Origin of the sequence: Streptomyces sp. NPDC050743, from assembly GCF_044456925.1 — a bacterium.
GTDB lineage: Bacteria > Actinomycetota > Actinomycetes > Streptomycetales > Streptomycetaceae > Streptomyces.
This window is the reverse complement of record NZ_JBITGJ010000026.1, coordinates 21,981-48,031: the sequence shown is the minus strand read 5'-3', so window position 1 is coordinate 48,031 and position 26,051 is coordinate 21,981. Positions and strand designations below refer to the sequence as shown.

21 protein-coding genes and 1 pseudogene are annotated in these 26,051 nt (G+C 71.3%); 5 read left to right on the top strand and 17 right to left on the bottom strand.

The annotated features are described in order from the left end of the window. Positions 1-112: 112 nt before the first annotated feature. Positions 113-548, bottom strand: a pseudogene (locus tag ACIBJF_RS24390) (glycoside hydrolase family 92 protein); the annotation flags it as partial. A gap of 488 nt (positions 549-1,036) precedes the next feature. Between ACIBJF_RS24390 and ACIBJF_RS24385 the strand changes: the two are divergent. Continuing rightward, positions 1,037-3,706, top strand: coding sequence for a SpoIIE family protein phosphatase (locus ACIBJF_RS24385; protein WP_399176645.1), 2,670 nt, complete (start codon positions 1,037-1,039; stop codon positions 3,704-3,706). On the opposite strand, the gene ACIBJF_RS24380 is transcribed toward ACIBJF_RS24385, so the two are convergent. From ACIBJF_RS24380 to acnA, 3 genes are all read right to left on the bottom strand, one after another. Then, the gene (locus tag ACIBJF_RS24380; RefSeq protein ID WP_399176643.1) at positions 3,667-3,933 is read right to left on the bottom strand and encodes a hypothetical protein; all 267 of its coding nucleotides are present in this window, start codon (positions 3,931-3,933) and stop codon (positions 3,667-3,669) included. The two genes, ACIBJF_RS24385 and ACIBJF_RS24380, sit on opposite strands and share 40 nt — an antisense overlap. A gap of 190 nt (positions 3,934-4,123) precedes the next feature. Beyond that, entirely contained in the window at positions 4,124-4,396 is a 273-nt protein-coding gene (locus ACIBJF_RS24375) for a hypothetical protein (protein ID WP_399176641.1), read from the bottom strand. An 87-nt stretch (positions 4,397-4,483) separates the two neighbouring features. Further along, positions 4,484-7,201, bottom strand: coding sequence for an aconitate hydratase AcnA (acnA, locus tag ACIBJF_RS24370; RefSeq protein ID WP_399176640.1), 2,718 nt, complete (start codon positions 7,199-7,201; stop codon positions 4,484-4,486). Between the two features lie 380 nt (positions 7,202-7,581). On the opposite strand from acnA, the gene ACIBJF_RS24365 reads away from it, so the two are divergent. Together ACIBJF_RS24365 and ACIBJF_RS24360 are read left to right on the top strand one after the other, a co-directional pair. Continuing rightward, positions 7,582-9,111 carry a helix-turn-helix domain-containing protein gene (locus ACIBJF_RS24365; RefSeq protein ID WP_399176638.1) on the top strand — a complete coding sequence of 510 codons (1,530 nt, stop codon included), beginning with the start codon at positions 7,582-7,584 and terminating at the stop codon, positions 9,109-9,111. Positions 9,112-9,219: 108 nt separating this feature from the next. Further along, complete coding sequence (locus tag ACIBJF_RS24360) at positions 9,220-10,236, top strand: Lrp/AsnC family transcriptional regulator (RefSeq protein ID WP_399176637.1); 1,017 nt, start codon at positions 9,220-9,222, stop codon at positions 10,234-10,236. Positions 10,237-10,311: 75 nt separating this feature from the next. Here ACIBJF_RS24360 and ACIBJF_RS24355 read toward each other — a convergent pair whose 3' ends face one another. From ACIBJF_RS24355 to ACIBJF_RS24310, 10 genes are all read right to left on the bottom strand, one after another. Beyond that, entirely contained in the window at positions 10,312-11,766 is a 1,455-nt protein-coding gene (locus ACIBJF_RS24355) for an MFS transporter (RefSeq protein WP_399176635.1), read from the bottom strand. Positions 11,767-12,000: 234 nt separating this feature from the next. Continuing rightward, a complete protein-coding gene (locus tag ACIBJF_RS24350) occupies positions 12,001-13,194 on the bottom strand; it encodes an MFS transporter (RefSeq protein WP_399176633.1) in 1,194 nt (397 codons plus the stop codon). Further along, positions 13,194-13,697 carry a GNAT family N-acetyltransferase gene (locus tag ACIBJF_RS24345; protein ID WP_399176631.1) on the bottom strand — a complete coding sequence of 168 codons (504 nt, stop codon included), beginning with the start codon at positions 13,695-13,697 and terminating at the stop codon, positions 13,194-13,196. The genes ACIBJF_RS24350 and ACIBJF_RS24345 overlap by 1 nt, the downstream gene beginning before the upstream one ends. A gap of 1 nt (position 13,698) precedes the next feature. Continuing rightward, entirely contained in the window at positions 13,699-14,949 is a 1,251-nt protein-coding gene (locus tag ACIBJF_RS24340) for an alanine racemase (RefSeq protein ID WP_399176629.1), read from the bottom strand. 32 nt (positions 14,950-14,981) lie between these two features. Then, positions 14,982-16,271: a DUF6271 family protein gene (locus ACIBJF_RS24335; protein WP_399176627.1), complete on the bottom strand. Its 1,290-nt coding sequence runs from the start codon at positions 16,269-16,271 to the stop codon at positions 14,982-14,984. Continuing rightward, complete coding sequence (locus ACIBJF_RS24330) at positions 16,268-17,314, bottom strand: phytanoyl-CoA dioxygenase family protein (RefSeq protein WP_399176626.1); 1,047 nt, start codon at positions 17,312-17,314, stop codon at positions 16,268-16,270. The genes ACIBJF_RS24335 and ACIBJF_RS24330 overlap by 4 nt, the downstream gene beginning before the upstream one ends. A gap of 110 nt (positions 17,315-17,424) precedes the next feature. Then, a complete protein-coding gene (locus tag ACIBJF_RS24325) occupies positions 17,425-18,912 on the bottom strand; it encodes a glycoside hydrolase family 3 protein (protein WP_399176625.1) in 1,488 nt (495 codons plus the stop codon). A gap of 8 nt (positions 18,913-18,920) precedes the next feature. Further along, positions 18,921-19,751 (bottom strand): carbohydrate ABC transporter permease, encoded by an 831-nt coding sequence (locus ACIBJF_RS24320; RefSeq protein WP_399176623.1) that lies wholly within the window; start codon positions 19,749-19,751, stop codon positions 18,921-18,923. Continuing rightward, positions 19,748-20,746 (bottom strand): carbohydrate ABC transporter permease, encoded by a 999-nt coding sequence (locus ACIBJF_RS24315; protein ID WP_399176621.1) that lies wholly within the window; start codon positions 20,744-20,746, stop codon positions 19,748-19,750. The genes ACIBJF_RS24320 and ACIBJF_RS24315 overlap by 4 nt, the downstream gene beginning before the upstream one ends. Before the next feature lie 84 nt (positions 20,747-20,830). Further along, on the bottom strand, positions 20,831-22,111 hold the full coding sequence (locus ACIBJF_RS24310; RefSeq protein ID WP_399176619.1) for an extracellular solute-binding protein: 1,281 nt from the start codon (positions 22,109-22,111) through the stop codon (positions 20,831-20,833). 324 nt (positions 22,112-22,435) lie between these two features. Between ACIBJF_RS24310 and ACIBJF_RS24305 the strand changes: the two genes are divergently transcribed. Next, positions 22,436-23,215, top strand: coding sequence for a GntR family transcriptional regulator (locus ACIBJF_RS24305; RefSeq protein ID WP_399176617.1), 780 nt, complete (start codon positions 22,436-22,438; stop codon positions 23,213-23,215). Positions 23,216-23,270: 55 nt separating this feature from the next. On the opposite strand, the gene ACIBJF_RS24300 is transcribed toward ACIBJF_RS24305, so the two are convergent. Then, positions 23,271-23,816, bottom strand: a complete 546-nt coding sequence (locus ACIBJF_RS24300) for a DUF6299 family protein (protein ID WP_399176615.1) — start codon at positions 23,814-23,816, stop codon at positions 23,271-23,273. Between the two features lie 233 nt (positions 23,817-24,049). Between ACIBJF_RS24300 and ACIBJF_RS24295 the strand changes: the two genes are divergently transcribed. Then, positions 24,050-24,244 carry a DUF5999 family protein gene (locus tag ACIBJF_RS24295; RefSeq protein ID WP_351806179.1) on the top strand — a complete coding sequence of 65 codons (195 nt, stop codon included), beginning with the start codon at positions 24,050-24,052 and terminating at the stop codon, positions 24,242-24,244. A gap of 10 nt (positions 24,245-24,254) precedes the next feature. Here the strand turns inward: ACIBJF_RS24295 and ACIBJF_RS24290 are convergent, their stop codons facing one another. Both ACIBJF_RS24290 and ACIBJF_RS24285 read right to left on the bottom strand, forming a co-directional pair. Continuing rightward, on the bottom strand, positions 24,255-24,653 hold the full coding sequence (locus ACIBJF_RS24290; protein WP_399176613.1) for a RidA family protein: 399 nt from the start codon (positions 24,651-24,653) through the stop codon (positions 24,255-24,257). Next, positions 24,650-25,783 (bottom strand): acyl-CoA dehydrogenase family protein, encoded by a 1,134-nt coding sequence (locus ACIBJF_RS24285; RefSeq protein WP_399176612.1) that lies wholly within the window; start codon positions 25,781-25,783, stop codon positions 24,650-24,652. The genes ACIBJF_RS24290 and ACIBJF_RS24285 overlap by 4 nt, the downstream gene beginning before the upstream one ends. Positions 25,784-26,051 lie beyond the last annotated feature (268 nt).

Below are 26,051 nucleotides of genomic sequence, written 5' to 3'. Positions count from 1 at the left end.
ACCGTGTAGTGGCCGGGCTCGGCGGTCTCGTCGGCGTGGGCGAAGTCGGAGGCGTAGACGGCGTCCTCGGTGTCGCTCGCCGGGGAGGAGGTGACCCCGGAGGCGAGGCCCACCGTGTAGTGGCCGGGCTCGGCGGTCTCGTCGGCGTGGGCGAAGTCGGAGGCGTAGACGGCGTCCTCGGTGTCGCTCGCCGGGGAGGAGGTGACCTCGCCGGCGTACGGGAAGAAGGGGACGTCGCCGCTGCCGCCGGCGCAGCCGGTGCCGGACATGTGGGTGAGGCTGAAGCCCCGGATGCGCGTGGCGTCGTACTGGTAGCCACCGGGCGCGGCGGTTCCGGTGGCGTCCCCTCTGGTGTTCTCGGGGCTCCAGGAGAGCATGCCGAAGGGCACGACGGCGCCCGGGAAGACATCGCCGCCGTTCCGGGTGCCGATCAGCGGGTCGACGTACCCGGTGGGATCCTCGACGAGGCCGGGAGGTACGGCGGTCGCCGCGAGGGCGAGGGTCGCGGCGGCGCCGGTGGTGAGAAGCGCGGCCAGTAACAGGGACACGGGGCGAAAACGCCTGACGCGGCCCCTCCTCCTTACGGACGGGTCGCGCACCACAGGTCGCACAAGCCGCAGGGACGGTAACGGGCCCAGCGGTACCACGGAAGACCGCGTACGCCCCGGTAGGCACACGTCGGGGACCACCCGGACGGGCTACCCCAAGTAGGTTGACATCGTTGTCGGTTCAGGCGGTAGAGTCATGTACAGACCATAGACAACGTTGTCGTATGCTCAACGCGTCTCACAAGCCAGCACCATCCGGGCGGGTTTCCCCGCACCCCCCTCACCCGCCCGGCTCGCGGACCCGGTGCACCTGAACACCGGGTCCGCCCAGAGCGGTTCGCGGCGCGGGCGCCGGAATCTCGAAGCGATCTCCGGCCCCGCCCTCACGCTCGCAACCAGGGACGATGCGCGTCGATCGGGACGGAGCGGGCGTCCGGCTCGTGGACGAGGCATAGCCACGGGGTGAACCCCGGTGCTACAAATGCCGCATGTCGGACATTACTGACCGACTCAGGCGTCACTCCTGGCGGTCTGTGATCGGCAAAAGCCCGAGGAGCGTCGCCGGGCAGGTCTTCGTCCTGCAGGTGGCGCTGGTCGCGGCCCTCGTACTCAGCGCCGTGTTCGCCCTGGTCCTGCAGTCGGAACGGGACACCGGCACCGAGGCCCGGCGGCGGTCCATCGCCGTCGCCCAGACCTTCGCGCACTCCCCCGGCGTCCTGCAGGCGCTGAGTACGCCCGACCCGTCCAAGATCCTGCAGCCGCTCACCGAGGCGGGGCGCAAGTCCGCCGGTGTCGACTTCATCGTCGTCATGGACACCCACGGCATCCGTTACACCCACCCGATTCCCAGCAAGATCGGAAAGCGGTTCGTGGGCCGGATCGGCCCGTCGCTGGCCGGCAAGGTCTACACGGAGAGCGTGCACGGCCCGCTGGGCCACGAGGAACAGGCGACCGTGCCGATCGACGACACCCACGGCAAGGTGGTCGCTCTCGTCTCCGCCGGGATGAAGGTCAAGAACGTCACCCACGAGGTCAACCGGCAGCTGCCGCTCATCCTGGCCGCCGGGGCCGCGGCGCTGGTGGTGTCGACCGGGGGCACGGCACTGGTGGGCAGGCGGCTGCGACGGCAGACCCACAGCCTGGCCCCGGACGAGATGACCCGGATGTACGAGCACCACGACACGGTGCTGCACTCGGTGCGGGAGGGAGTGCTCATCATCGGCGCCGACGGGCGGCTGCTGCTGATCAACGACGAGGCCAGGCGGCTGCTGGAGCTGCCCGCCGAGGCCGAGGGGGCGCACGTGGCCGGGCTCGCCGGTCTCGATCCCGACTTCGTGGACCTGCTCCTGTCCGGGCGCGAGGCCACCGACGAGGTGCTGTTCGCCGGGGACCGGCTGCTGGCGGTCAACATCCGGCCCACCGACCGGGCCGGATGCCCCAGCGGCACCGTGGTGACCCTCCGCGACACCACCGAGCTGCAGGCGCTGTCCGGACGGGCGGAGGTCGCCAAGGAACGGCTCAAACTGCTGTACGACGCCGGTCTGGGCGTGGGCACCACCCTGGACGTGGAGCGCACCGGGAGCGAGCTGGCGCGGGTCGCCGTGCCGCGCTTCGCCGACTTCGTCACCGTGGACCTGGCCGACGCCGTGCTGCACGGCGAGGAGCCGGCCGCCACCGCCACGGACATGCGGCGCATCGCCGTCCACGGTGTCCGGGACGACCACCCGCTCTACGAGAAGGACCGGCTGATCGACTTCCTGCCGTTCACACCCCAGGCCCGGGGGTACGGCAGCGGCCGCTCGGAGCTGGTGACCGACCTGTCCACCGCCGATGACTGGCAGGCCCAGGATCCGCAGCGCACCAGGGAGATCCTCGACTACGGCATCCAGTCCCTCATCGTCGCCCCGATCCGGGCCCGCGGTGTCGTGCTGGGCATGGCGAACTTCTACCGGGCCAAGCGGGACCCCTTCGACCAGGAGGACCTGTCGCTTGCGGAGGAACTGGTGGCGCGCGCCGCGGTGAGCATCGACAACGCCCGCCGCTACGCCCGTGAACACGCGCTGGCGGTCACCCTGCAGCGCAGCCTGCTGCCGCGGGCACTGCCCGAGCAGAGCGCCCTCGACGTCGGATACCGCTATCTGCCCGCGCAGTCGGGGGTGAGCGGGGACTGGTTCGACGTGATCCCGCTGCCGGGCAGCCGGGTGGCGCTCGTCGTCGGTGACGTGGTCGGCCACGGCCTGCACGCGGCCGCCACCATGGGACGGCTGCGCACCGCGGTGCACAACTTCTCCACCCTCGACCTGCCGCCCGACGAGCTGCTGGGCCACCTGGACGACCTGGTCGGCCGCATCGACCAGGACGAGGCCGACGCGGAGGCGGCCGGGGAGATCGCGGGTGCCACGTGTCTGTACGCGATCTACGACCCGGTGACGCGCCGCTGCACCATGGCGCGGGCCGGGCACCTGGCGCCGGCGCTGGTCCACCCCGACGGCAGCGTCACCTTCGCCGACGTGCCGGCCGGGCCCCCGCTCGGCATCGGGGGCATGCCGTTCCAGACGGCTGAGTTCGAGCTGGCCGAGGGCACCGAGCTCGTGCTGTACACCGACGGTCTCATCGAGGACCGCGCCCGCGACCTGGACGTCGGCATGGAGCTGCTGGGGCAGGCGCTGGCGGGCCATCCCGGCCGGGCACCGGACGCGAGCTGCCAGGCGGTGCTGGACGAGCTGCTGCCCGGGCGGCCCACGGACGACGTCGCGCTGCTGGTCGCGCGCACCCATACGCTGACGCCCGGCCAGGTCGCCGAGTGGGACGTGCCGGCCGATCCGGCGGCCGTGTCGGACATGCGCCTGGCCGTCTCCGCGAAACTGGAGGAGTGGGGCCTCGCCGAGCTGGGCTTCGCCACGGAACTCGTGCTCAGCGAGCTGATCACCAACGCCATCCGGTACGGCGGCGCGCCGATCCGGGTACGGCTGATCCGTGACCGCACCCTGATCTGCGAGGTGGCCGACGGAAGCAACACCTCGCCGCATCTGCGCTACGCGGCGACCACCGACGAAGGCGGCCGGGGGCTGTTCCTGGTGTCGCAGATGACCGAGCGCTGGGGCGTTCGCTACAGCCCTCAGGGCAAGGTGATCTGGGCGGAGCAGGCGCTGCCGTAGGGCGCGGCCGGGCGGGTCATGGCCGCGGCAGCCTCCCCGCGGACCGGTCCGTCGAGCGTGTGCCGTACGTCGTCCACGGGCGGGCCGGCCAGGACGCGGATGCCGCTGGCGTCGAGGGCGATGACGCGGCAGGCGCCGAGTCCGGGGGCCGTGCGGGTGTGGTCCGCGCCGTCGTCGACCAGCCCCGGCGAGTGGCGTCCGGTGCCGAGGAAGGCCAGGACGGTCAAACAGCAGGCGCCGAGTCCGGGGACCGTGCGGGTGCGGGCCGCTTCGTCGTCGGGGACACCGCCGCGAGCGGCCGGGGGCTGTTACTGGTGTCGCAGATGACCGCGGCGGCCAGGATGCGCCCATCGCAGTCGAACCGGGCGGCGACCAGCCCCGGCGGGTGGCCTCCGGTGCCGAGGAAGGCCAGGACGGTCAAACAGCAGGCGCCGAGCCCGGGGACCGTGCGGGTGCGGGCCGCGCCTTCGTCGGGGACACCGCCGCGAGCGGCCGGGGGCTGTTCCTGATGTCGCAGATGACCGCGGCGACCAGGATGCGCCCGCCGCAGTCGAACCGGGCGGCGACCAGGCCCGGCGGATGGCCTCCGGTGCCTTCGGGGTGCCGCGCGGCACCCGTCACTCGCCCGTCCGACTCGCCCATCAGGTGGGCGCCTTGAGCGAGGAGGTGGTCAGCGCGAGCACGGCGCACGCAGACGAGGGTGGCGGTGAGAACCTGTGCCGAGGGCCGCACCCCCGCTGCCGGGGATGCGGCCCTGAACCGCTGTTGCCGGTCCGCTTACTTGCGGATCAGGTTGCGCAGCACGTACTGCATGATGCCGCCGTTGCGGTAGTAGTCGGCCTCACCGGGGGTGTCGATGCGGACGACCGCGTCGAACTCGACACCGGTGTCGGTGGTGACCTTGACCGTGCGCGGCGTGGTGCCGTCGTTCAGCTCGGTCACGCCGGAGATGGAGAAGGTCTCCTCGCCGGTCAGGCCCAGGGAGGCGGCGGAGGCGCCCTCCGGGAACTGCAGCGGCAGGACGCCCATGCCGATGAGGTTCGAGCGGTGGATGCGCTCGTACGACTCGGCGATGACGGCCTTGACGCCGAGCAGCGCGGTGCCCTTGGCGGCCCAGTCGCGGGACGAACCGGAGCCGTACTCCTTGCCGGCCAGGACGACCAGCGGGATGCCCTGCTCGATGTAGTTGCGGGAGGCGTCGTAGATGAACGACACCGGACCGCCGTCCTGGGTGAAGTCGCGGGTGTAGCCGCCCTCGGTGCCCGGCGCGATCTGGTTGCGCAGGCGGATGTTGGCGAACGTACCGCGGATCATGACCTCGTGGTTGCCGCGGCGGGAGCCGTAGCTGTTGAAGTCGCGGCGCTCGACGCCGTGCTCCGTGAGGTACTGGCCGGCCGGGGTGTCGGCCTTGATGGCACCGGCCGGGGAGATGTGGTCGGTGGTGACCGAGTCGCCGAGCTTGGCGAGCACGCGGGCGCCGGCGATGTCCTCGACCGGGGCCGGCTCCATGCCCATGCCCTCGAAGTACGGGGGCTTGCGGACGTAGGTGGACTCGGCGTCCCACTCGAAGGTGTTGCCGGTCGGGACCGGGAGGGACTGCCACTGGGCGTCGCCGGCGAAGACGTCCTGGTAGGACTTGGAGAACATGTCCTCGCCGATGGCGCTCGCGACGACCTCGTTGACCTCGGCCTCGGTCGGCCAGATGTCCTTCAGGTAGACCGGGTTGCCGTCCTGGTCGGTGCCCAGGGCGTCACGGGTGATGTCCACCTTCATGGAGCCCGCGATGGCGTACGCGACGACCAGCGGCGGGGACGCCAGGTAGTTCATCTTGACGTCGGGGTTGATCCGGCCCTCGAAGTTCCGGTTGCCGGACAGGACCGAGGTGACCGCGAGGTCGTGGTCGTTGACGGCCTTGGAGACCTCCTCCGGCAGCGGGCCGGAGTTGCCGATGCAGGTGGTGCAGCCGTAACCGACGAGGTTGAAGCCCAGCTTGTCCAGGTACGGGGTGAGGCCGGCCTTCTCGAAGTAGTCGGTGACGACCTTCGAACCCGGGGCGAGGGTGGACTTGACCCACGGCTTGCGGGTCAGGCCCTTCTCGACCGCCTTCTTGGCGACCAGGGCGGCGCCGATCATGACGTACGGGTTGGAGGTGTTGGTGCAGGAGGTGATGGCCGCGACCGTCACCGCACCGTGGTCCAGCTCGTAGGTGGTGCCGTCGGGGGCGGTCACCGGGACCGGGTTGGACGGGAAGCCGTTGGGGTGGGCGGCCGGCGCGTCGGAGGCCGGGAAGGACTCCTTGCCCGCCTCGTCCACGTCGTCGACGTAGTTGCGCACGTCCAGCTTGAACTGCTCGGCGGCGTTCGCGAGGACGATGCGGTCCTGCGGGCGCTTCGGGCCGGCGATGGACGGGACGACCGTGGACAGGTCCAGCTCGAGCTTCTCGGAGAAGTCCGGCTCGGCCTTCGGGTCCAGCCAGAGGCCCTGCTGCTTGGCGTAGGCCTCGACCAGGGCGACCTGCTGCTCGGAGCGGCCGGTCAGGCGCAGGTAGTTCAGGGTCTCGTCGTCGATCGGGAAGATCGCGGCGGTGGAGCCGAACTCCGGGGACATGTTGCCGATGGTGGCGCGGTTCGCGAGGGAGGTGGCGGCGACACCCTCGCCGTAGAACTCCACGAACTTGCCGACCACACCGTGCTTGCGCAGCATCTCGGTGATGGTGAGCACGAGGTCGGTGGCGGTGGTGCCGGCCTGCAGCTCACCGGTGAGCTTGAAGCCGACGACGCGCGGGATGAGCATGGAGACCGGCTGGCCGAGCATGGCGGCCTCGGCCTCGATGCCGCCGACGCCCCAGCCGAGGACGCCGAGGCCGTTGACCATCGTGGTGTGCGAGTCGGTGCCGACCAGGGTGTCCGGGTAGGCCTTGCCGTCGCGGACCATCACGACACGGGCCAGGTGCTCGATGTTCACCTGGTGGACGATGCCGGTGCCCGGCGGGACGACCTTGAACTCGTCGAAGGCGGTCTGGCCCCAGCGCAGGAACTGGTAGCGCTCCTTGTTGCGGCCGTACTCCAGCTCGACGTTCTGCTTGAAGGCGTCGTTGGTGCCGAACTTGTCGGCGATGACGGAGTGGTCGATGACCAGCTCGGCCGGCGCCAGCGGGTTGATCTTGGCGGGGTCGCCGCCGAGCTCCTTCACGGCCTCACGCATGGTCGCGAGGTCCACGACACAGGGCACGCCGGTGAAGTCCTGCATGATCACGCGGGCCGGCGTGAACTGGATCTCCTGGCTGGGCTGGGCCTGGGAGTCCCAGCCGCCGAGGGCGCGGATGTGGTCGGCGGTGATGTTCGCGCCGTCCTCCGTGCGGAGCAGGTTCTCCAGCAGGACCTTGAGGCTGTACGGCAGGCGGGCCGAGCCCTCCACCTTGTCCAGCCGGAAGATCTCGTACGACTCGTCGCCCACCTGCAGCGTGCTGCGGGCGTCGAAGCTGTTCGCCGACACGACAGTCTCCTTCATTGATGTGCGCGTACCACCGTCAATCCTGCCGCCACGCCGGTCTGGCCGATCCGCTAAGGTAAGGCTAAGTTAGGTAACCCTTAGTGGCTGGCGGCTGCGGTGCACCTGGCAGATATCTCGATGTCGAGATAACACTAGTACATGGGGGCCGGATGGTCATGCCCGGACACCCCGCCGGACCGGTCGCGCGATATGAGGCGACGAGGCCACACGCTGGATTCGTCCCCTACATGGAGGGTAGGGGAGATACCGGGCACTCACCATGAATGGGACGTAGTGCCGCGTCTCCGCAGGCCACTGACGTGTCGTCACCCGAATGGACCCCCCAGCGGGCGCCATCTCATATCTGAGATAACCTCAACCACATGGCAGACGACTATCTCGTACGCATCGGCAAGCTCATCCGTGACGCCCGGCAACACCGAGGCTGGACACAGACGCAGCTCGCGGAGGCGCTCGGCACCAGTCAGAGCGCGGTCAACCGCATCGAGCGCGGGAACCAGAACATCAGCCTTGAGATGATCGCCCGCATAGGAGAAGCCCTGGACAGCGAGATCGTGTCGCTGGGGTACGCGGGTCCGATGCATCTGCGCGTGGTCGGCGGTCGCCGTCTGTCCGGCGCCATCGACGTCAAGACCAGCAAGAACGCCTGCGTGGCGCTGCTGTGCGCCTCGCTGCTCAACAAGGGACGCACGGTGCTGCGCCGCGTCGCGCGGATCGAGGAGGTGTACCGCCTGCTGGAGGTCCTCAACTCCATCGGCGTGCGCACCCGCTGGATCAACGACGGCGTCGACCTGGAGCTGGTGCCGCCGGCCGAGCTGGAGATGGCGGCGATCGACGCGGAGGCCGCCGTTCGCACCCGCTCGATCATCATGTTCTTCGGCCCGCTGCTGCACCGCATGGACCACTTCAAACTGCCGTACGCCGGCGGCTGCGACCTCGGCACGCGGACCATCGAGCCGCACATGATCGCGCTGCGCCGGTTCGGCCTGGACATCGCGGCCACCGAGGGCCAGTACCACGCGCGGGTCGACCGCACGGTCCGCCCCGACCGTCCGATCGTGCTGACCGAGCGCGGCGACACCGTGACCGAGAACGCGCTGCTGGCCGCCGCCCGGCACGACGGCGTGACCGTCATCCGCAACGCCTCCTCCAACTACATGGTCCAGGACCTGTGCTTCTTCCTGGAGGCCCTGGGCGTCAAGGTCGAGGGCATCGGCACCACCACGCTGACCGTGCACGGCGTGCCGAACATCGACGTCGACGTCGACTACTCCCCCTCCGAGGACCCGGTCGAGGCGATGAGCCTGCTGGCCGCCGCCGTCGTCACGGAGTCGGAACTGACGGTCCGCCGGGTCCCCATCGAGTTCCTGGAGATCGAGCTGGCGGTCCTGGAGGAGATGGGCCTCGACCACGACCGGTCGCCCGAGTACTTCGCGGACAACGGCCGCACCCGCCTGATCGACCTGACGGTCCGCCCCTCCAAGCTCGAAGCCCCGATCGACAAGATCCACCCGATGCCCTTCCCGGGCCTGAACATCGACAACGTCCCGTTCTTCGCGGCGATCGCGGCCGTCGCGCAGGGCAAGACGCTGATCCACGACTGGGTCTACGACAACCGCGCGATCTACCTCACGGACCTCAACCGCCTCGGCGGCCGCCTCCAGCTCCTCGACCCGCACCGGGTCCTGGTCGAGGGCCCCACCCGCTGGCGCGCCGCCGAGATGATGTGCCCGCCGGCCCTGCGCCCCGCCGTGGTCGTCCTGCTGGCGATGATGGCGGCCGAGGGCACGTCCGTGCTGCGCAACGTGTACGTCATCAACCGGGGTTACGAGGACCTCGCCGAGCGCCTGAACTCCATCGGGGCGCAGATCGAGATCTTCCGGGACATCTGACCGGTTGCCGAAGGAACGCCGCCGCACCCCGACCGACTCGCACCATGTGAGGGCGGGAGGGGGCGGCGGCCCCTGTGCCCGGGGCCGGCCCCACTGAAGGATGCGTGCATGCTCGACGACCTGGACCGTGCCCTGATCCACGCGCTGCACGTGGCCGGCCGCGCGCCGTTCAGCCGGATCGCTGCCGCACTCGGCGTATCGTCCCAGACGATCGCCCGCCGCTACCGACGGCTGCGGGAGGTGGCATCGCTGCGTGTCGTCGGGCTCGCGGACCCGCACCGAGCCGGTCAGACACAGTGGCTGGTCAGAATGACCGCCGCGGCGGGCTCCGCGGAGGACCTCGCGCACGCCCTGGCCCGTCGGCCGGATACGTCGTGGGTCAAACTCACCTCCGGCGGCACCGACATCGTCGCGATCATCCACGCCCCGACCGACGCCCCCGGCAACTCCCTGCTGCTGCGCGACATCCCGCGCACGAACACCGTCACGGCCGTGTCCGCCCACTGCCTGCTGCACATCTACCTCGGAGGTCCCACGAACTGGCGCCGGAGCGCGAGCACCCTCGACGAGGAGCAGCAGCGCATGCTGCGGTCGGACGAGGCCACCGGCACCGCATACGTCCCCGTGCCGCGTCAACTGACCGACGCGGACGCCGATTTGCTGGTCGCACTGCAGAAGGACGGGCGTGCCAGTCACGCGGAACTCGCCCAGGCGACCGGCTGGTCTCCCGTCACCGTCGCGCGCCGCCTGGCCGATCTGCGGGCGGGCGGCGCCCTCTTCTTCGACGTCGAGGTCGACGCCGGGCTGTTCGGCGCCAACACCAGGGCACTTCTGTGGATGTCGGTGAGCCCCGCGCGTCTGGATCACGTGGCGACGGCCCTGGCGGGCCACGACGAACTCGCCTTCGTCGCCGCGACCACGGGCCCCGCCAACCTGGTGGCCCAGGCGCTGTGCAGCGACCCCGCCGACCTGCACCGTTACCTCACCCGGCGGCTCGGCTCCCTCGACGCGATCCACACCCTGGAGACCAGCCCGGTGCTGCGGAACGTCAAGGCGGCGAGCCCGGTGATCACCGATCTCGCCCGTATCCGACGAGCTGTTCCGGCTTCGCGCGTGCGGCCGTGAAGCGGTGGGGTGCCCGCGCACGCCGATGCGGCGACCGCGAGGCCGCCGCGGGGACCGCTAGGTTGCGTGGCTCGATCAGCGCTGTGCCCCGGCCTTGTCCGAGGCGTCCTTGGCGAGCATCGACCTGCTGGTGACGAAGCCGACCACCACCAGCGCGACGGCGACCCAGAAGGCGGCCTGGACCGCGTGCAGCGCGGCCGACGGGCCGCCGGGCTCCGCGCTGTCGAGGTAGACGCTCCCTAGGACGGCGACCCCGAGCGTGGCGCCCAACTGCTGCACGGCGTTCAGCAGTCCGGCGGCCGACCCGATCTCCTGCGGCTGCAGCGGCTTCAGGGCGATGGTGAAGAAGGCCGGGCTGAAGAGCCCGGCTCCCAGACCCGCCACACCCAGCGCGATCAGCAGCGGCTCGGGGTAGGACGTGGGGTCCGCCTCGTGGTAGACGGCGATGGCGGCCAGTGCTCCGAGCAGGAGTACGGCGAGGCCCAGGGACATCACGCGGTGCCCGTGGCGCCGGACCAGACGGGCGCCGGCCACCCAGGAGGCCACGGCCAGGCCGACCGACCAGGGCGCGAGGGTCAGCCCCGCGTCGAGCACATCGGTGCCGAGCCCCAGCTGGAGCTGCAGCACGATGACCGTCATCAGGCCGTTGGTCACCGCGAAGAACGATGCCGACGTCACCAGGGCGGCCGGGAAACCCCGGTGCGCGAACAGGCTCGGCTCCACCACCGGGCTCCGGCCGGCGGCGGCGACGCGGCGCTGGTGCAGCGCGAACACGACCATCACGATCGGACCGGCCACGACGGCACCCCGGCTCCACGCGGACATCGCGGCGATGTCGGCACCGACGAGGGGGTAGACGACGAGCCCGACGCCGATCGTGGCCAGGAGCGTGCCGGTGAGATCGAGTGTGGGCCGCTGGGGAGCGCGGTTCTCCGGCAGTTTGGGGGCCAGGGCCAGCACGGCCAGGGACACGGGCACGTTGACCAGGAATGTCGCGCGCCACGACGAGCCGAACAGGTCGGCATGCGTCAGGACACCGCCGAGCACCGGACCGCAGACGGCGGCCAGGCCCATCACCGGGCCGATGCTGCCCAGGGCCCTGGACATCTCGTCACCGGTGAACATGGCCTTGATCAGACCGATGGTCTGGGGAATGATCACGGCCGCCGCCGCCCCCTGCACCGCACGGAAGGCGATCAGAAACCCCACCGTGGGCGCCAGGGCGCAGGCGGTGGACGCGAGCATGAATCCCGTGACGCCGACGACGAACAGCCGTCGTCGGCCGGCGATGTCGCCCAGCCGGCCACCGGTGATCAGCAGCACCGCGAACGGCAGGGTGTAGGCCGTCGTGAACCACTGGATGTCGGACACCGACCCGCCCAGATCGGCGTGGATCGCCGGTGCGGCGACCTGCACGATGGTCGCGTCCAACAGGTTCATCGCCTCACCGAGCAGCAGGGCGGTGAGCGCCGGCCACCGCCATCGGTACGCCGTCGTGGGAGTCGGCGCGAACACACGCTCAGCAGTCATCGGGGTTCCTCTCCACCGTTGTCGACGCGCCGACCCGATCCCCTGGGGTGAGGGCATCGAGTTCGGCCAGGGGTCAGCGTGGAGGGACGGGCCCGGGGCCTCCAGCCAGAGCGGGAAGTTGGAAGATTCCTGCCGCGGAGGACGCCTGCGGTGACGATTTCCCACACGCCGGCCGGGGTGCGGGCACCCCGGCCGGCGCGGTGATCTGCCGGCATGTGGATGCCCCGGAGATCCTCACGGGCCGCTGAGCGAAGGGCGGGGTTCGGCCGCGGGTGCCGGGGTGCGATGGCCGACCCAGGGGATACGGAACGCGGTCAGTGTCACGATCAGCGCCGACGCGGCGACGGTCGCCATGCCGAGGGTCAGGCTCGTGGTGCTCGCGACGAAGCCGATGAGGGCCGGGCCCGCCAGCAGGCCCGTGGTGCCCATCGCGGCGACCAGGGCCAGGGCGTCCGAGCCGTGGCCGGCGGCGGCGACGTAGACGCACGGGGTGACGGCGGCCGCGCCGAGGCCGACGCAGGCGAAGCCGAGCAGGGTCGGGACCAGCCCGCCGGCGAGCAGGGCGAGGGCGAGGCCGGCGGCGGCCACCGCGCTGCCGGTCCGGACCACCCGGCCGTCGCCCCAGCGACTGCGCCAGCGGTCCGCGCTCAGGCGGGCCAGCAGCATCATCACGGAGACGACCGCGATGCCCAGCGGAGCCACGGACGCCGAGGCCTTGACGACGTCCTTCAGGTAGAGAGTCGACCAGTCGTTCATCGCGCCCTCGGTGATGGTGCCGAAGGCCATGGCGCAGCCCATCAGCAGGGTCGTCCAGGAGGGCAGGGCCGGGCGGCGGTTCCGCCTCGGCTCGCCCGGTGTGCCCGGCTGCGTGTGGGGGAGCAGCCCGGAGCGGGCGCCGGCGAGCAGGAGCAGCAACAGCGCCCCGGCCACGGCGAAATGCGCCGGCACCGACGCGGTCAGCGTGGTCACGCCCGAGCTCAGCAGGGCGGCGGCGAGCAGACCGGCGCTGAAGGTGGCATGCAGCTGCGACATGGCGGTGCGGCCGTAGGCCTGCTCCAGCGCGGCGCCCTGGGCGTTCATGGCGACGTTGAGGCAGCCGACCGCGACTCCGTCGGCGCAGACGGCCAGGAGGGCGAGCGGGTAGTTCGGCACGGCGGACAGGACGGACAGTACGGCGACCAGGCCGAGGGCGGAGGCCAGGGACAGCCGCCGGGAGCCGAGACGCCGCATCAGGACGGCGACCAGCGGGAAGGAGGCCGCGGCGCCGGCCCCACACACCATCAGCAGCAGGCCCACCTCCCCGGAGCCCAGGTCCAGCCGGGTCTTGAGCGCGGGCAGGCGGGAGACCCAGGTGCCGTACTGGAAGCCGAGGAAGCAGAACAGCGCCGCGATCGACCACTTGGCGCGCGGGAAGGAGGGTGTGGGCATCAGCTCGCCTTCCGTACGGCGGCGACCCGCGTCGACATGTACACCGCGCCGCCGCCGTAGCCGGCTGGGACGTGCGTCTCGTGGTGGGCGCGGTAGCCGTTGGCCCGCCAGAAGGGTTCCTTACCGGCGACGGCGATCAGGGACATGGTGCGGAAACCGCGGGTGCGGGCCGTGTCCGTCAGGTGGCGGGCCATCCGGCTGCCGAGCCCCCTGCGCCGCAGGGGCGCGGTGATGACGAGGTCGTGCAGGTGCAGATTGGTGGAGCAGTGGGCGGCCTGCTCGGCGCGGGCCAGGTCGGGGCAGCGGAACATCGGGTAGGGCAGGGCCAGTGCGTAGCCCGCGATCCGGCCGTCGAGGTCCAGGACGAGGCAGGTGCCCGCGGCGGCCCGTGCGCGCAGTGCGGCCTCCCCCTCGGTGAGCGCGGTGACCGCGTACGCCTCCGCCTCCAGGGCCACGACCTCGGGCCAGTCGGCCTCGGTGATGCCGCGGATCAGGTGGGTCATGTCAGTGGTGTCCTTCCTGGCCGCGGACGCACACGCAGGGCAGCGGGCGGACGCCGTTGAACCCCTGGGTCATGTAGCTGGCGGCGTAGGCGCCGGCGGAGAGGATCCAGACCGGGTCGCCGGAGGTGACGGACGCCGGCACACGCACCGGATACCGGCCCGCGCCGTAGGCGTCGTCGCTGTCGCAGGTGGGACCGGCGACGACGGCGAGGACGTGCTCCTGCGCCCCGAGGTGGCCCGGGAACACCATGCGGTGCGTCACCTGGTCCATCTCGTAGAGGCCGTTGAACTTGCCGCAGCTCAGGTAGAGCCAGTGGGCCTCGGTTCCGTCCGGCCTGCGGCGCCGGGTCAGCCGGGAGACGTGGGCGCGCACGGCACCGTGGTCGGCGACCAGGTGGCGGCCCGGTTCCATGACGAAGTCGAGCGGGGAGGAGGTGAGGTCGCGCAGCCGGTCCATGCCCTCGCGGAGCACGGTGAAGATCTTGTCCAGCGGCGGGTCGAGGGCGTTGCCGTGGCGGTCCCGGTAGCCGAGCGCGGGCAGGCCGCCGCCGAGGTTGACGAGGTCGGGTACGATCCCCCGCCCGGCCAGCGCCGTCAGGGTCCCGGCGAGGGTGTCGAGGGCCTGCTGCCAGGCCTCGCCGGTCATCTGCTGGGAGCCGACGTGCACGGACAGGCCGGCCGGGGTGAGTCCGGCGTCACGGGCGGTCTCCAGCACGCGGACGGCGTCGTCGGGGGCGCAGCCGAACTTGTGGTTCAGGCCCCACAGTGCGCCGGTACCTCCGGTGGTCAGGCGGCAGAACACCCGGGCGCGGGGCGCGTGCGCGGCGATGGCGGTGACGTCCTCGACGCTGTCGGTGGCGAAGGTGCGGATACCCAGGCGGTGGGCTTCGGCGATGTCGCGGTCGGACTTGATGGTGTTGCCGTAGTGGATTCGGTCGGCTGAGGCGCCAGTGCGTAGTGCTTGCGTGATTTCAGCAGGGCCGGCCGCGTCGAACCCGGCTCTGCGGGCGGCCAGGCACTGCAGGACGTCGTCGACGGGGCAGGCCTTGAGGGCGAAGCGGATGTGGGTGCCGGGCAACTCGCTCAGCAGGGCGTCGTATTGGTGCTCTATGCCGGTCAGGTCGTAGATGACGCGGTCGGATTCGGCTGCGGCGAGTGCGGTGCCGAGCGCGCCTACGGAAGTGCCCGGATGTGCCGTCGCGCGAGTGCGGGTCCACCGTGGTTGATCGCGCCCGCGCGGCGGTAGCCCCATATCAGACAGGGCCCCGCGCCCCTTTGGGGCGCTCATGAGCGGGCTGCTTTGATCAGTGCCGGCCAGGCCTCGACCAGGTGTGCGAAGTCCTCCATGTCCGACTCCGCCTCGTCCGATAACCGTTCACGCTCTTCCGCGAGTTGGTCGGCGAACGTCGCGTACCGGCCACCCAGCTTGCGGTACGCCGTGTCTACCCGGTCCAGGCGCCAGACGTTCTCCGTGCGGTCCAGGCCCGTGCTCTCCCGCAGGAACTCCACGATCCGGTCGGGCCGTACCCGATGCCGCTCGTCCAGCAACCCCACACCTTCGGCGGCCATGCGGTCGTAGACGTGGTGGAAGTAGAGCATCGACAGCAGGAACTTCACGAACCGCCGCTGGTAGGCCGGGAAGCCGGTGTCGGTGCGGCGTTCGGGGGTGTGGAAGTTCTCTATGTGGCGGTTGTGCAGGATGCCGGGCAGGCCGGCGTCGTGGACCAGGTGGAGGAGGAAGTAGTCGCTGCCGATGGTGTCGGTGGCGGGTGGCAGGGGGACGCGTTCGTAGATCGCGCGGTCGAAGGCGATGTTGCACATGTCGACGCGCATGGGGTCGACCACGGTGAGGGTCGCCCGGTCGCCGGTGAAGGGTGCCGTGCCCGCGCCGGTGAAGGACTCCTCGACCAGGTGCCGTTTGCGTTCCTCGGACCAGTCGCCGGGCGCCCAGAGGCTGACGATGTCGTGGTACACGCCCTCGTCCAGGTGCCGCATCTCCCCCAAGTCCACGGAGAGTTCGCCGATAAAGGAGGCTCCGGCCAGTGACACCGGGCGGCGCAGCGGCGCCCGGTCGAGGTCGGTGGGCAGACCGGCGGCCGTGGCCTCGGCGGCCGGATCGCCCAGCCAGGGCAGCTCGTGGTGGACGGGGAACACCGGCTGTCCTGCGTGGAGTTGGTAGGTGCTGTCGGAGTCCCTGCGGTGCAGCGAGTGGCAGCCGAGGGCGGCGGCGAGCAGGAAGGCCCGGTTGGTGCAGGCGCCGTAGGAGACGGCGGGCGGGAGCATCAGACGCAGAAGGCGCTCGGGCTCCGCCGGGCCCGCTCGCTCGATCGTCCGGCGCAGGAAGGCGCGCTGGGCGTCCTCGTCGAGGTGGTGGACGGTGACGCCGGTCGCCGGGTGGAGTCCGGCGACGGCCCGGGCGTGCCCGGCGCGGGTGCGGGCGTCGGAGGAGTCGAGGATGAGCAGCCGGACGTCGGCGCCGAAGCGCCGGGCAGCGTAGGCGGCCTCGTCGTGGAGGGCGGTGAGGGTTGCGGAGCAGGCCCGGTTGGTGGGCAGGCAGAGGCAGATCCGGTTCACTGTGCCTCTTCCGCGGCGGTGGTCCAGGAGTCCAGGCCGAGCAGTCTCCTGCCGAGCGGGTCGAGCGTGGCGGGGCCGTAGCGGTCGGCCTCCGGCATACGGGCGTCGCCGAGGAGGGTGGCGTTCCAGTCGGGGGTCGCGAGGGTGCGCCAGGAGTGGACGCGGGAGTCGCGTAAAGCGGTCGCCTCCTCCAGGGCGGGCATCATCGACAGGTACTGGACGGCTCGGACAGCGTTGTCAGAGAGGTTCGGTGCCACGCCGTGCGCCAGCAGCCCGTTGAAGATGAGCAGGTCGCCGGCCTGGAGGTCGGGGCGGATCACCGGGAACTCGGCACGGTCGGTGCCGGGGCGTACCGGGTCGCGGCCGGGCGGCTGGGCCACGCGCCACTCCTCGAAGCGGCGGAAGAGCTCGGGGGCGCACTGGAAGCCGCCGAGTTCGGGCCGGGTGTCGTTCAGGGCGATGATGCCCTGGACGCGCTGCGGGAGGACGGCGAGGGTGGTGTCGACGTCCCAGTGCAGCTCGATGTCGAAGCCCTCGTCGGTGGGCTCGATCCGGGAGCGCGAACGGGTGCGGGTGTTGGGCGGGTTGAGGTTGAGCCGGTCCAGGGTGACCCACAGCTCCGGGCAGTCCCACACGTCCACGAACGCGTCGTAGACCCGCCGGGTCTGTCGGCTGTCCCACAGGAGCTGGTGGTGGTAGGCCTCGACGAAGCCGTAGATGAACAGGTGCCGGTCGAGTTCGGAGCGGAACCGAGGTTCCTCATACCAGGTGTCGGGGCGGTCGGGGTCGAGGCCCTGGAACTGCCAGGCGAAGTCGAGGAGTTGCTTGGCCTCGCCGGGGGTGATGGCCTCCCGTACGACGACGTAGCCGTAGGTCTGCCAGAAGGCGAAGTCCTCGTCCGACAGCACCCTGAGGGGCTGGGACTTCTCGATGTGGCGCAGCGGGGTCGGGGCGAGGTAGGTCTCGCCGTCGGCGCTGAAGTAGGGGCGGGCGGAGGCTGCTCGGTGAAGGTGGGGGTGGGGGTGGGGGTGGGGCGTTTGCATGCGATTCCTCTGGACAGCACGTGCGAGCAGGTGCGGTTGGGATCCGGGAAAAGAGCAAGGTCGAGCGGGCCGCCCGCGACCAAGCGGGCGGCCGGTGGTGGCCGCTTCGGTCAGCCCGCGACGACGGCCTCCGCCGCCGCCACACCGCAGACCCGGGCGGCGCCGTAGGTGGCGATGTGCAGGGCGCCGCGCGGGGCGGCCTGCGGCAGGCCCATCTCCACGACGACGGTGTCGGGGCGGGCGGCGAGCAGGGTGTCGAGGGCGGAGCGCATCCAGTCGTGCCGGTGTTCGTCGCGGACCACGGCGACGATCCGGCGGCCGTCGGCGGCGGCGAGGGCCTGCGGTCCGCCGCCCTCACCGGTGAAGGTCCCGGACACGGTGCCGGGCAGCAGCCGTTCCAGCTCGGCGGCCACGCCCCACGGGGTCTGGTCGCCGACGGCGATGTTGCGGGCCGGCTCGAACTGGGCGACGTACACGGGTTTGTCGGCCGGTACGGCGGCGCCGGCCCGGGTCACTCTCAGTGCGCGGCGGGCCGCGACCAGGCCCACCTCGGGGTCGGGCACGGTGGCGGAGGCGGCGGCACGCGCTCCGGCGGTCCACGCGGCCAGGTCGCGCACCCGGGCCGCCGCGTCCGCGAGCCGTTCCTCGGGCAGTTCGCCGGAGCGTACGGCGGCCACGAGCGCGTCCCTGAGTCCCAGCACGGTGCCCTCGTCGCACAGCCCGCCGCCCACGCAGATGGCGTCGGCGCCGGCCGCGATCGCGAGGACGACGCCGTGCTCCAGGCCGTACGTGCCGGAAATGGCGCGCATCTCCATGCCGTCGGTGACGATCAGGCCCCGGTAGCCGAGTTCGTCGCGCAGCAGCTCGGTGAGGATGCGGCGGGAGAGGGTGCCCGGCCGGTCGGGGTCGAGGGCCGGGACGAGGATGTGGGCGCTCATGATCGCCCGGGTGCCGGCGGCGATGGCCGCGCGGAAGGGGGGGAGTTCGCGCGCGTAGAGGGTGTCGGCGTCGACGTCGATGCGGGGTACGGCGTGGTGGGAGTCGACGTTGGTGTCGCCGTGGCCGGGGAAGTGCTTGGTGCAGGCGGCGACGCCGGTGGACTGCAGGCCCTCGACCCAGGCGGCGGTGTGCCGGGCGACCAGGTCGGTGCTCGCGCCGAAGGAGCGCACCCCGATGACGGGGTTGTCGGGGTTGGCGTTGACGTCGGCGGACGGCGCCCAGTCGAAGTTGACGCCGCAGGCGGCAAGGCGCCGGCCCAGTTCGCGGGAGACGGCCCGGGTGAGGCCGGGGTCGTCGACGGCGCCGAGGGCGTGGTTGCCGGGGAAGGAGGAGCCGGTGCGCACATCCAGGCGGGTGACGTCGCCGCTCTCCTCGTCGATGGCGACCAGCAGGTCGTCGCGTTCGGCGCGCAGTTCGGCGGTGAGGGCGGTGACCTGCTCCTCGGTGACGACGTTGCGGCCGAACAGGGCGACGGAGGCGAGGCCCTCACCGAGGCGCCGGCGCACCCAGTCGGGCGCGGTGGTGCCGTCGAACCCCGGCTGCAGCACCGCGAGGGCGTCCCGGGTGAGGGTGTCCGGGCCGGTGGCGAGTGTGGTCATCGGCGGTGTCATCCCTTCACGGCGCCGTCGGTCAGGCCGCTGACGGCCTTGCGTTGCAGGAAGATGAAGAGGATCAGGATGGGCAGCGCGAACAGGGACGAGGCGGCCATGGTGGCGCCCCAGTCGTCGCCGAAGGCCGTCTGGAACTGCGACAGCCACAGCGGCAGGGTCTGCTTCTCGACGTCCTTGTTGAGGATCAGGACGAGCGGGAACTCGTTCCAGGCGGTGATGAACCCGAACAGCGAGGTCGCCATCAGGCCGGGCGCGAGCAGCGGGAAGATGACCCGGACGAAGGCCTGCGTGCGGGTGCAGCCGTCGACCATCGCCGCCTCCTCCAGGTCCTTCGGCACGGCGGCCACGTACCCGCGCAGCGTCAGGACGGTCAGGGGGAGCACCATCATCGTGTAGAAGACGGTGAGCGGGACCAGGCTGTCCAGCATGTCGTTGTCCCGGACGATCATGTAGATGGCGATGATCATGACCTCCCAGGGGGCCATCTGCGCCAGCATGAACGTCACGATGAGCCCGCGCCGGCCCCGGAACCGCATCCGGGCCAGGGCGAAGGCCGCGAACAGGGCGATGACGAGCGAGAAGACGACCGACAGGACCGTGACGGTGACGGAGTTGGCGACCAGGGTCCAGAAGTGGTCGGCGTCGACGGCCTTCTTGAAGTGGCCGAGGGTGACGTTCGTCGGGAACCACACCGGGTTCTCGGCGATGATGTCGCCGGTCGGCTTGAAGGCCGTCGCGAACATCCAGTAGACGGGGAACACGAAGCCGATGAAGAGGACCACGGCGGTCGCGTTGGGCCAGAGACGGCCGAAGAGCGAGCGCTTCACAGCTCGTCCTCCTCTTGCTTGAGCACCATGCGCAGGTAGTACGAGGTGATGACGAGCAGGACCACGATGGTCAGGAAGGAGATCGCCGCGCCGACCCCGAAGTGCTGGTTGCCGACGCCCTCGACGTAGGCGTAGATCGGCAGGGTCTCGGTGAGGTGGTCGGGGCCGCCCTCGTTCATCGCGAAGAGCTGCGTGAACGACTTGAACACCCAGATGACCTCCAGGAAGGTCGTGGCGTACAGGAACGGCCGCAGGAAGGGCAGGGTCACCGAGGCGAAGCTCTGCCAGGCGCCGGCGCCGTCCAGGGACGCGGCCTCGTACAGCTCCTTGGGGATCGTGGTGGTGGCGGCGTACAGGTTGATCGCCACGAACGGGACCGACTGCCACACGATCAGCAGGATGACCACGGAGAAGGTGGAGAACTGGGAGCCCATCCAGTTGTAGTCGGCCATGGAGTGCCAGCCCAGCTTGTCCAGGACCCAGTTGACGACGCCGAAGCGCTGGGCGAACAGCCACTGGTAGACGGTGGTGGCCGCGACGTAGGGCATGGCCCAGGCGAGGACGAGGCCCACCATGAGCAGCAGCCGCATCCTCCTGCCGAGCCGGGCCAGCAGCAGGCCGATCAGCGTGCCGATGCCCATGATGAGGACGACGTTGGCGACGGTGAAGAAGACGGAGCGCTCCAGGACGTGCCAGAACTCCGACTCGGAGAGCACCTGCCGGTAGTTGTCGACGCCGTTCCACTCGGTGAGGTGCTGGATGAGCTGCCGCGGGTTGAGGTTCTGGAACGACAGCATGCCGTTCTTGACCAGGGGCCAGCCGAGCAGGACCACTGTGGCCAGCAGTGCGGGCAGCAGCAGGAGGTAAGGGGCGGCGGCACCGCGGCGGGACGGGGACGCGGAGTCACGGTCCGCACCCCGCGGCGGCCCCGGTATCCGGGCCTTGCGGACAGCGGGCTCCCCGGCCGTGTCCGTGCCTTGGGTCTGCACTGACATGAGTTGCCATCTCTTCCGTGGCCGAACCGGCCGTACGAACGACTGAGCCGGGGGCGCCTGCGGCGGCGCCCCCGGCGCTGGTCATCAGTTCTGCTGGGCCAGGCGCTTGTTGATCTCGCTCTCGACCTGCTTGGCCGCGTCCGCCGGGGACTTGCCGTTCAGCACCGCGGTCATGTAGGCCTTGATCGGGTTCGGGGTGTTCTCCACCGCGGCCCACTCCGGGATCAGCGGGGTGGTGCCGCCGACCGCGGCGGCGGGGGCCGCGGCCTCGGCGGCGCCGTTGCCCTGGAGGTTGCTCTGCAGGGACGTCTTGTTCGGGATGACGCCGTTGAGCTTGGCCAGTTCGCCCTCGTACTGGTCGGACAGGGCGATCTTCAGGAACTCCTTGGCCAGGGACTGCTTCTTGCTGTTCTGGGCGACGGCGAGGTTGGAGCCGCCCAGGAAGACGCCCTCGGGCTTGTCGGCGGTGGCGCCGGGGATGGTGAAGTAGCCGAGGTCCTTCTCGATGGCCTTGTTGGCCTGGATGGCGGTGCCGGCCTCCCAGCCCATGCCGATGAACGCACCGGTCTTGCCCTTGGCGAAGATGGTGGCCTGCTGCGGGGTGGCCTCGTCCTTGTCCTTGGGCGCCTTGGAGTAGGAGGCGTACTTCTTGTAGGTCTCCATGGCCGCGGCGACCTTGGGGTCGGCGAGGTTGGAGACGTACTTGTCGCCCTGCTTCTTCACCAGGTCGGCGCCCTGGCCGATGGTCAGGCCGTCGAAGAAGTACCAGTTCTGGCCCGGCAGGTAGAGCGGCTCGGCGTCGGTCTTCTTGCCGATGGTGTCCAGGTCCTTGAAGAACTCGTCGCGGGTCTTCGGGGTGGACTTGATGCCGGCCTTCGCCCAGATCGCCTTGTTGTAGATGACGACGCGGTTGGCGAAGTACCAGGGGGCGGCGTACTGCTTGCCGTCGTACACGGAGGACTGCGAGACCGACGGCGTCCAGTCCGCGCCGATCCCCTTCTTCAGGTCGGCGAGGTCGGCGAGGCCGCCGGTGGCCGCGTAGGCGGGGGTCTGGGTGTTGCCGACCTCCAGGACGTCCGGCGGGTTGTCCTCGGAGAGCGCGGTGGTGATCTTCTGCTGGATCCCGTCCCACTTCTGGATCTCGAACTTCAGCTTCGCGCCGGTCTTCTTCTCGAACGCGGCCTGCACGTCCTTGCTCCACTGCGGCGGTGCGGAGCCGTCCATGGTCCAGACGGTGAGCGTCTGGCCCTTCCAGCTGTCCGGTCCCGCGTCCTTGCCGCTGTCCTTGCCGTCGTTTCCGCCACACGCCGCAACGGAGACCATCATGCCCGCGATCACGATCGCGGCAGCGAGCTTGCGCTTCACGCCACCCTCCTCAGGGATGCCACTAACCCCCCACGCCCTCGGCGGTGACCTGCGTACGACGCTGTTGCACGTAGGGCTCGGGACCTGGCCACTAATGGTGTAGACCAGTACGGTGGAGCTTGGCCTAGACCTTTCGGGGTGTCAAGGGTGGTCAGGGAAGCCGATTCCGGCCGTTACGAGAACGTCACCGGAGCGCGTCCGTCCGCATCCGCCCCTTTCGCCCGGCCTTCGGGTTGGACCGGACCTGAGCGAGCGGGTTGGACTAGACCATAGGGCAGTTGGTCGCTATAACGGGAGACCGTCGACACAGCCGGGAAGGCAGGCATGACCACCGACGTCAGCAGCGCCCAGCCGCACACGGGGGCGTCCGGCCGCACCGCGCGCGTGCCGAAGTACTACCGGATCAAGCAGCGACTGCTCGCCATGGCCGAGGAGTTGCAGCCCGGCTCGGCGATGCCGGCCGAGCGGCTGCTCGCCGTCCGGTTCGACACCTCCCGGACCACCATCCGGCAGGCGCTCACCGAACTCGTCGGCGAGGGCCGCCTGGACCGGATCCAGGGCAAGGGCACCTTCGTCTCCCAGCCCAAGCTGTACCGCACGCTCCAACTGACCTCGCACACCGAGGACATGCACGCTCAGGGCCTCACCCCCGCCTCTCAGGTGCTGGACATCGGGGAGATCCCGGCCGACCAGCGGCTGTCGGAGCTGCTCGGCATCGGCATCGGCGAGCGCGTCCTGCGCATCGAGCGGCTGCGGCTGGCCAGCGGCGACCCGATGGCGATCGAGACGACCCACCTGTCCGCGCGGCGCTTCCCCGGTCTGCGCCGCTCGCTGGCCACCCAGCCCTCGCTGTACACGGCGCTCGCCGAGGTGTACGACGTCCATCTCGCCGAGGCCGACGAGACCATCGAGACCTCGCTGTCCACCCCGCGCGAGGCGCAGTTGCTCGCCACCGACGTGGGGCTGCCGATGCTGCTGCTGTCCCGGCACTCGCGGGACGCGGAGGGCACCCCGGTGGAGTGGGTGCGCTCGGTGTACCGGGGTTCGCGGTACAAGTTCGTGGCGGCCCTGCGCCGGCCGGTGCCGGGTCCGGCGCAGGGATGAGCACGGCTCAGCCCGCTGGAAGTCGGTGCCGGAGGCGAGCCGATGGCCGGCGGGGTCATGGGACGGTCCCGGGCGGCCCGTGGGCGGGGCCGCCCGGCGTCCGGCGGCAGGGGACGAGTGGGGGGTCGGGAACCGGGGCAACGGCGGCAAGCGGCGCGACGCCGAGACGGCCGCTCACCCCTGGTCGAGGGTGATGTCCTGGTCCGTGACGGCGTGGAAGGCGGGCAGGGGGGGCGATGCCCGAGGGGCGCAGTTCCATGAGCGTGGCCTGCACATGGGCGGGGCCGGCCCTCAGGGCCTCGGAGTCGGCCTTGCCGGTGTTCCGCCACCGGTGCTCGGCGCCGTCGCACTGGGCGACGCTGCCGCCGATGCCGTGCGTGACCCGGGCGTCGCTCTGGCTGAGCGAGGAGCTGACGAACACCGGTCCGGTGCCGGCGGTGCAGCGGTAGCTGCCGGAGAGCGTAAGGGTGCCGTCGGACGCGAGATGGCCGGCGGTGTCGACGGTGACGGTCTCAAAGGGGTCGGCGCCGGCCGGGCCGACGGCGGCACACAGCAGGGCGGCGGCGCCGAGGGCCGCGGCGAGGGCGGGGCGAACGGGCATGGGAACCTCCCGGTTCCATGGGGTCGGGGGCCTCCACTCGTACCGGCCGGCCGTGTCACCGGGCGTGATCGTCACTCCATCGGTGGCGCGTCATGGAACCGTCCGGGAGTTGTCCGGGAGTTGTCACGCTTCACGGCGCACGGTTCCGGGGCGTTCACGGCGGGAGCATGGTCTAGGCATGACGGGCGGCGGCCGCATCCGCCGGCCCCTCGCATCCGATGTGGAGGTGCGCCATGTGCTCCAACCAGTCCTCGTGCCCCGCGTCCGGCCCCGCCCTGCGGCACCCGGTGGCCGCCCACCCCGAGCAGGGCTGGACCTTGCTGTGCGACGGCTCGATCGTGTTCGACGACAGCGGCGAACTGCACCCGGACGGCAGCGTGGTCCCGCCGTGCCGCGTCCCGGCGGAACGGCTCGCCACAGCGGCCTGACCCCGGCTCCCTACGGCAGCACCGCGAACCCGTCCAGCTCCACCATCGCCCGCTCGTCCCACAGCCGTACGACCTGCACGACGGCCATCGCCGGGTAGTCCCGGCCCGCCAGGTCCCGCCAGATGCGGCCGAGCCGGCCGGCGTGGGCGCGGTACGCGGCGACGTCCGTGGCGTAGACCGTGACTCGGGCGAGGTCGGCGGGGGTGCCGCCGGCCGCGCGCAGGGCCGCGAGGAGATTGCCGAGGGCCCGCTCGAACTGCTCGGGGAGCGTGTCCCCGGTGACCTTGCCGTCGGCGTCGAGGGCGGTCTGGCCCGCGAGGAACACCACGCGCGAGCCGGAGGCGACGACGGCGTGCGAGAACCCCGTGGGCGGGGACAGCTCGGGCGGGTTGACGCGCTCGGTCGTCACCGGTCGGCCTCCTCGGTCCTGGCGTACAACTCCTTGGCGATGATGCCCCGTTGGACCTCGCTGGCGCCCTCGTAGATACGCGGGGCGCGCACCTCGCGGTAGAGGTGTTCGAGGAGGTGGCCGCGGCGCAGGGCCGCCGCGCCGTGCAGCTGGACGGCGGTGTCGACGACGTACTGCGCGGTCTCGGTGGCGAGCAGCTTGGCCATCGCGGCGCGCCCCGGCACATCGGCCGCGCCCTCGTCGTAGGCGGTCGCCGCCGCGTACACCATCAGCCGGGCGGCCTCGGTGCGCACGGCCATCTCGGCGACCTGGTGGGAGACGGTCTGCAGGTCCATCAGCCGGCCGCCGAATGCCTCGCGGCGGCGGGTGTGGGCGAGGGTGGCGTCGAGCGCGGCCTGGGCCATGCCGACCGCGAAGGCGCCGACGCTGGGGCGGAAGAGGTTGAGGGTGCCCATGGCGACGGCGAAGCCGCGGTCGCGCTCGCCGAGCACGTCGTCGGCGGTGACCGGCACGGCGTCGAAGTCCAGGGCGCCGATGGGGTGCGGAGAGAGCATGTCCAACGGGGTGCCGGTGAGGCCGGGCCGGTCGGCGGGGACGAGGAAGGCGGTCACGCCGCGGGCTCCGGCGCCGGGCGTGGTGCGGGCGAAGACGGTGTAGAAGTCGGCCTCGGGCGCGTTGGAGATCCAGCGCTTGGCGCCGGTGAGCCGCCAGCGGTCGTCGCCGTCGGGCTCGGCCGCGAGGGACAGCGCGGCCGCGTCCGAGCCGGCCCCCGGCTCGCTCAGCGCGAAGGCGGCGACCGCGCTGCCGTCGGCGACCCGGGGCAGCCAGTGCTCGCGCTGGGCGGCGCTGCCGTGGGCGTGCACCGGATGGGCGCCCAGGCCCTGCAGGGCGAGCGCGGTCTCGGCCTCGGTGCAGGACTGTGCGAGGGACTCCCGCATCAGACACAGGTCCAGCGCGCCGGAGCCGAACAGCCGGGTCAGCAGACCGAGTTGGCCGAGCTCGGCGAGGAGCGGCCGGTTGACGTGCCCGGGCTCGCCCTTGTCGGCGAGCGGGCGCAGCCGTTCGGCGGCCGCCGTGCGCAGCTCGGCACACCAGGCCGTCTGCCGCGGGTCGAGCGAGAATGCGGGCACTGCCGGTCCTCCCTCCGGTCCGGGCCACCGTGACCCCTCCCGTTCGCCGTCCGGGACGGGGCCACCACGGCCCGCCCCAGCGCCTTCCGGCGACGGGTCGGCAGGACCCCTCGCCGCCATCTCCCGGGGTCGGGCCACCACGGCACTCCCCGTCAGCTGGTGGGGCCGGGCCGCGACAGCCCTTCCCGTCACCGCCGGGCACCCTCCTGGCCTACCCCGTCCCACCCGACGTTATCGCGCAACCTTGACTGCCGTCACCAAGCCGATA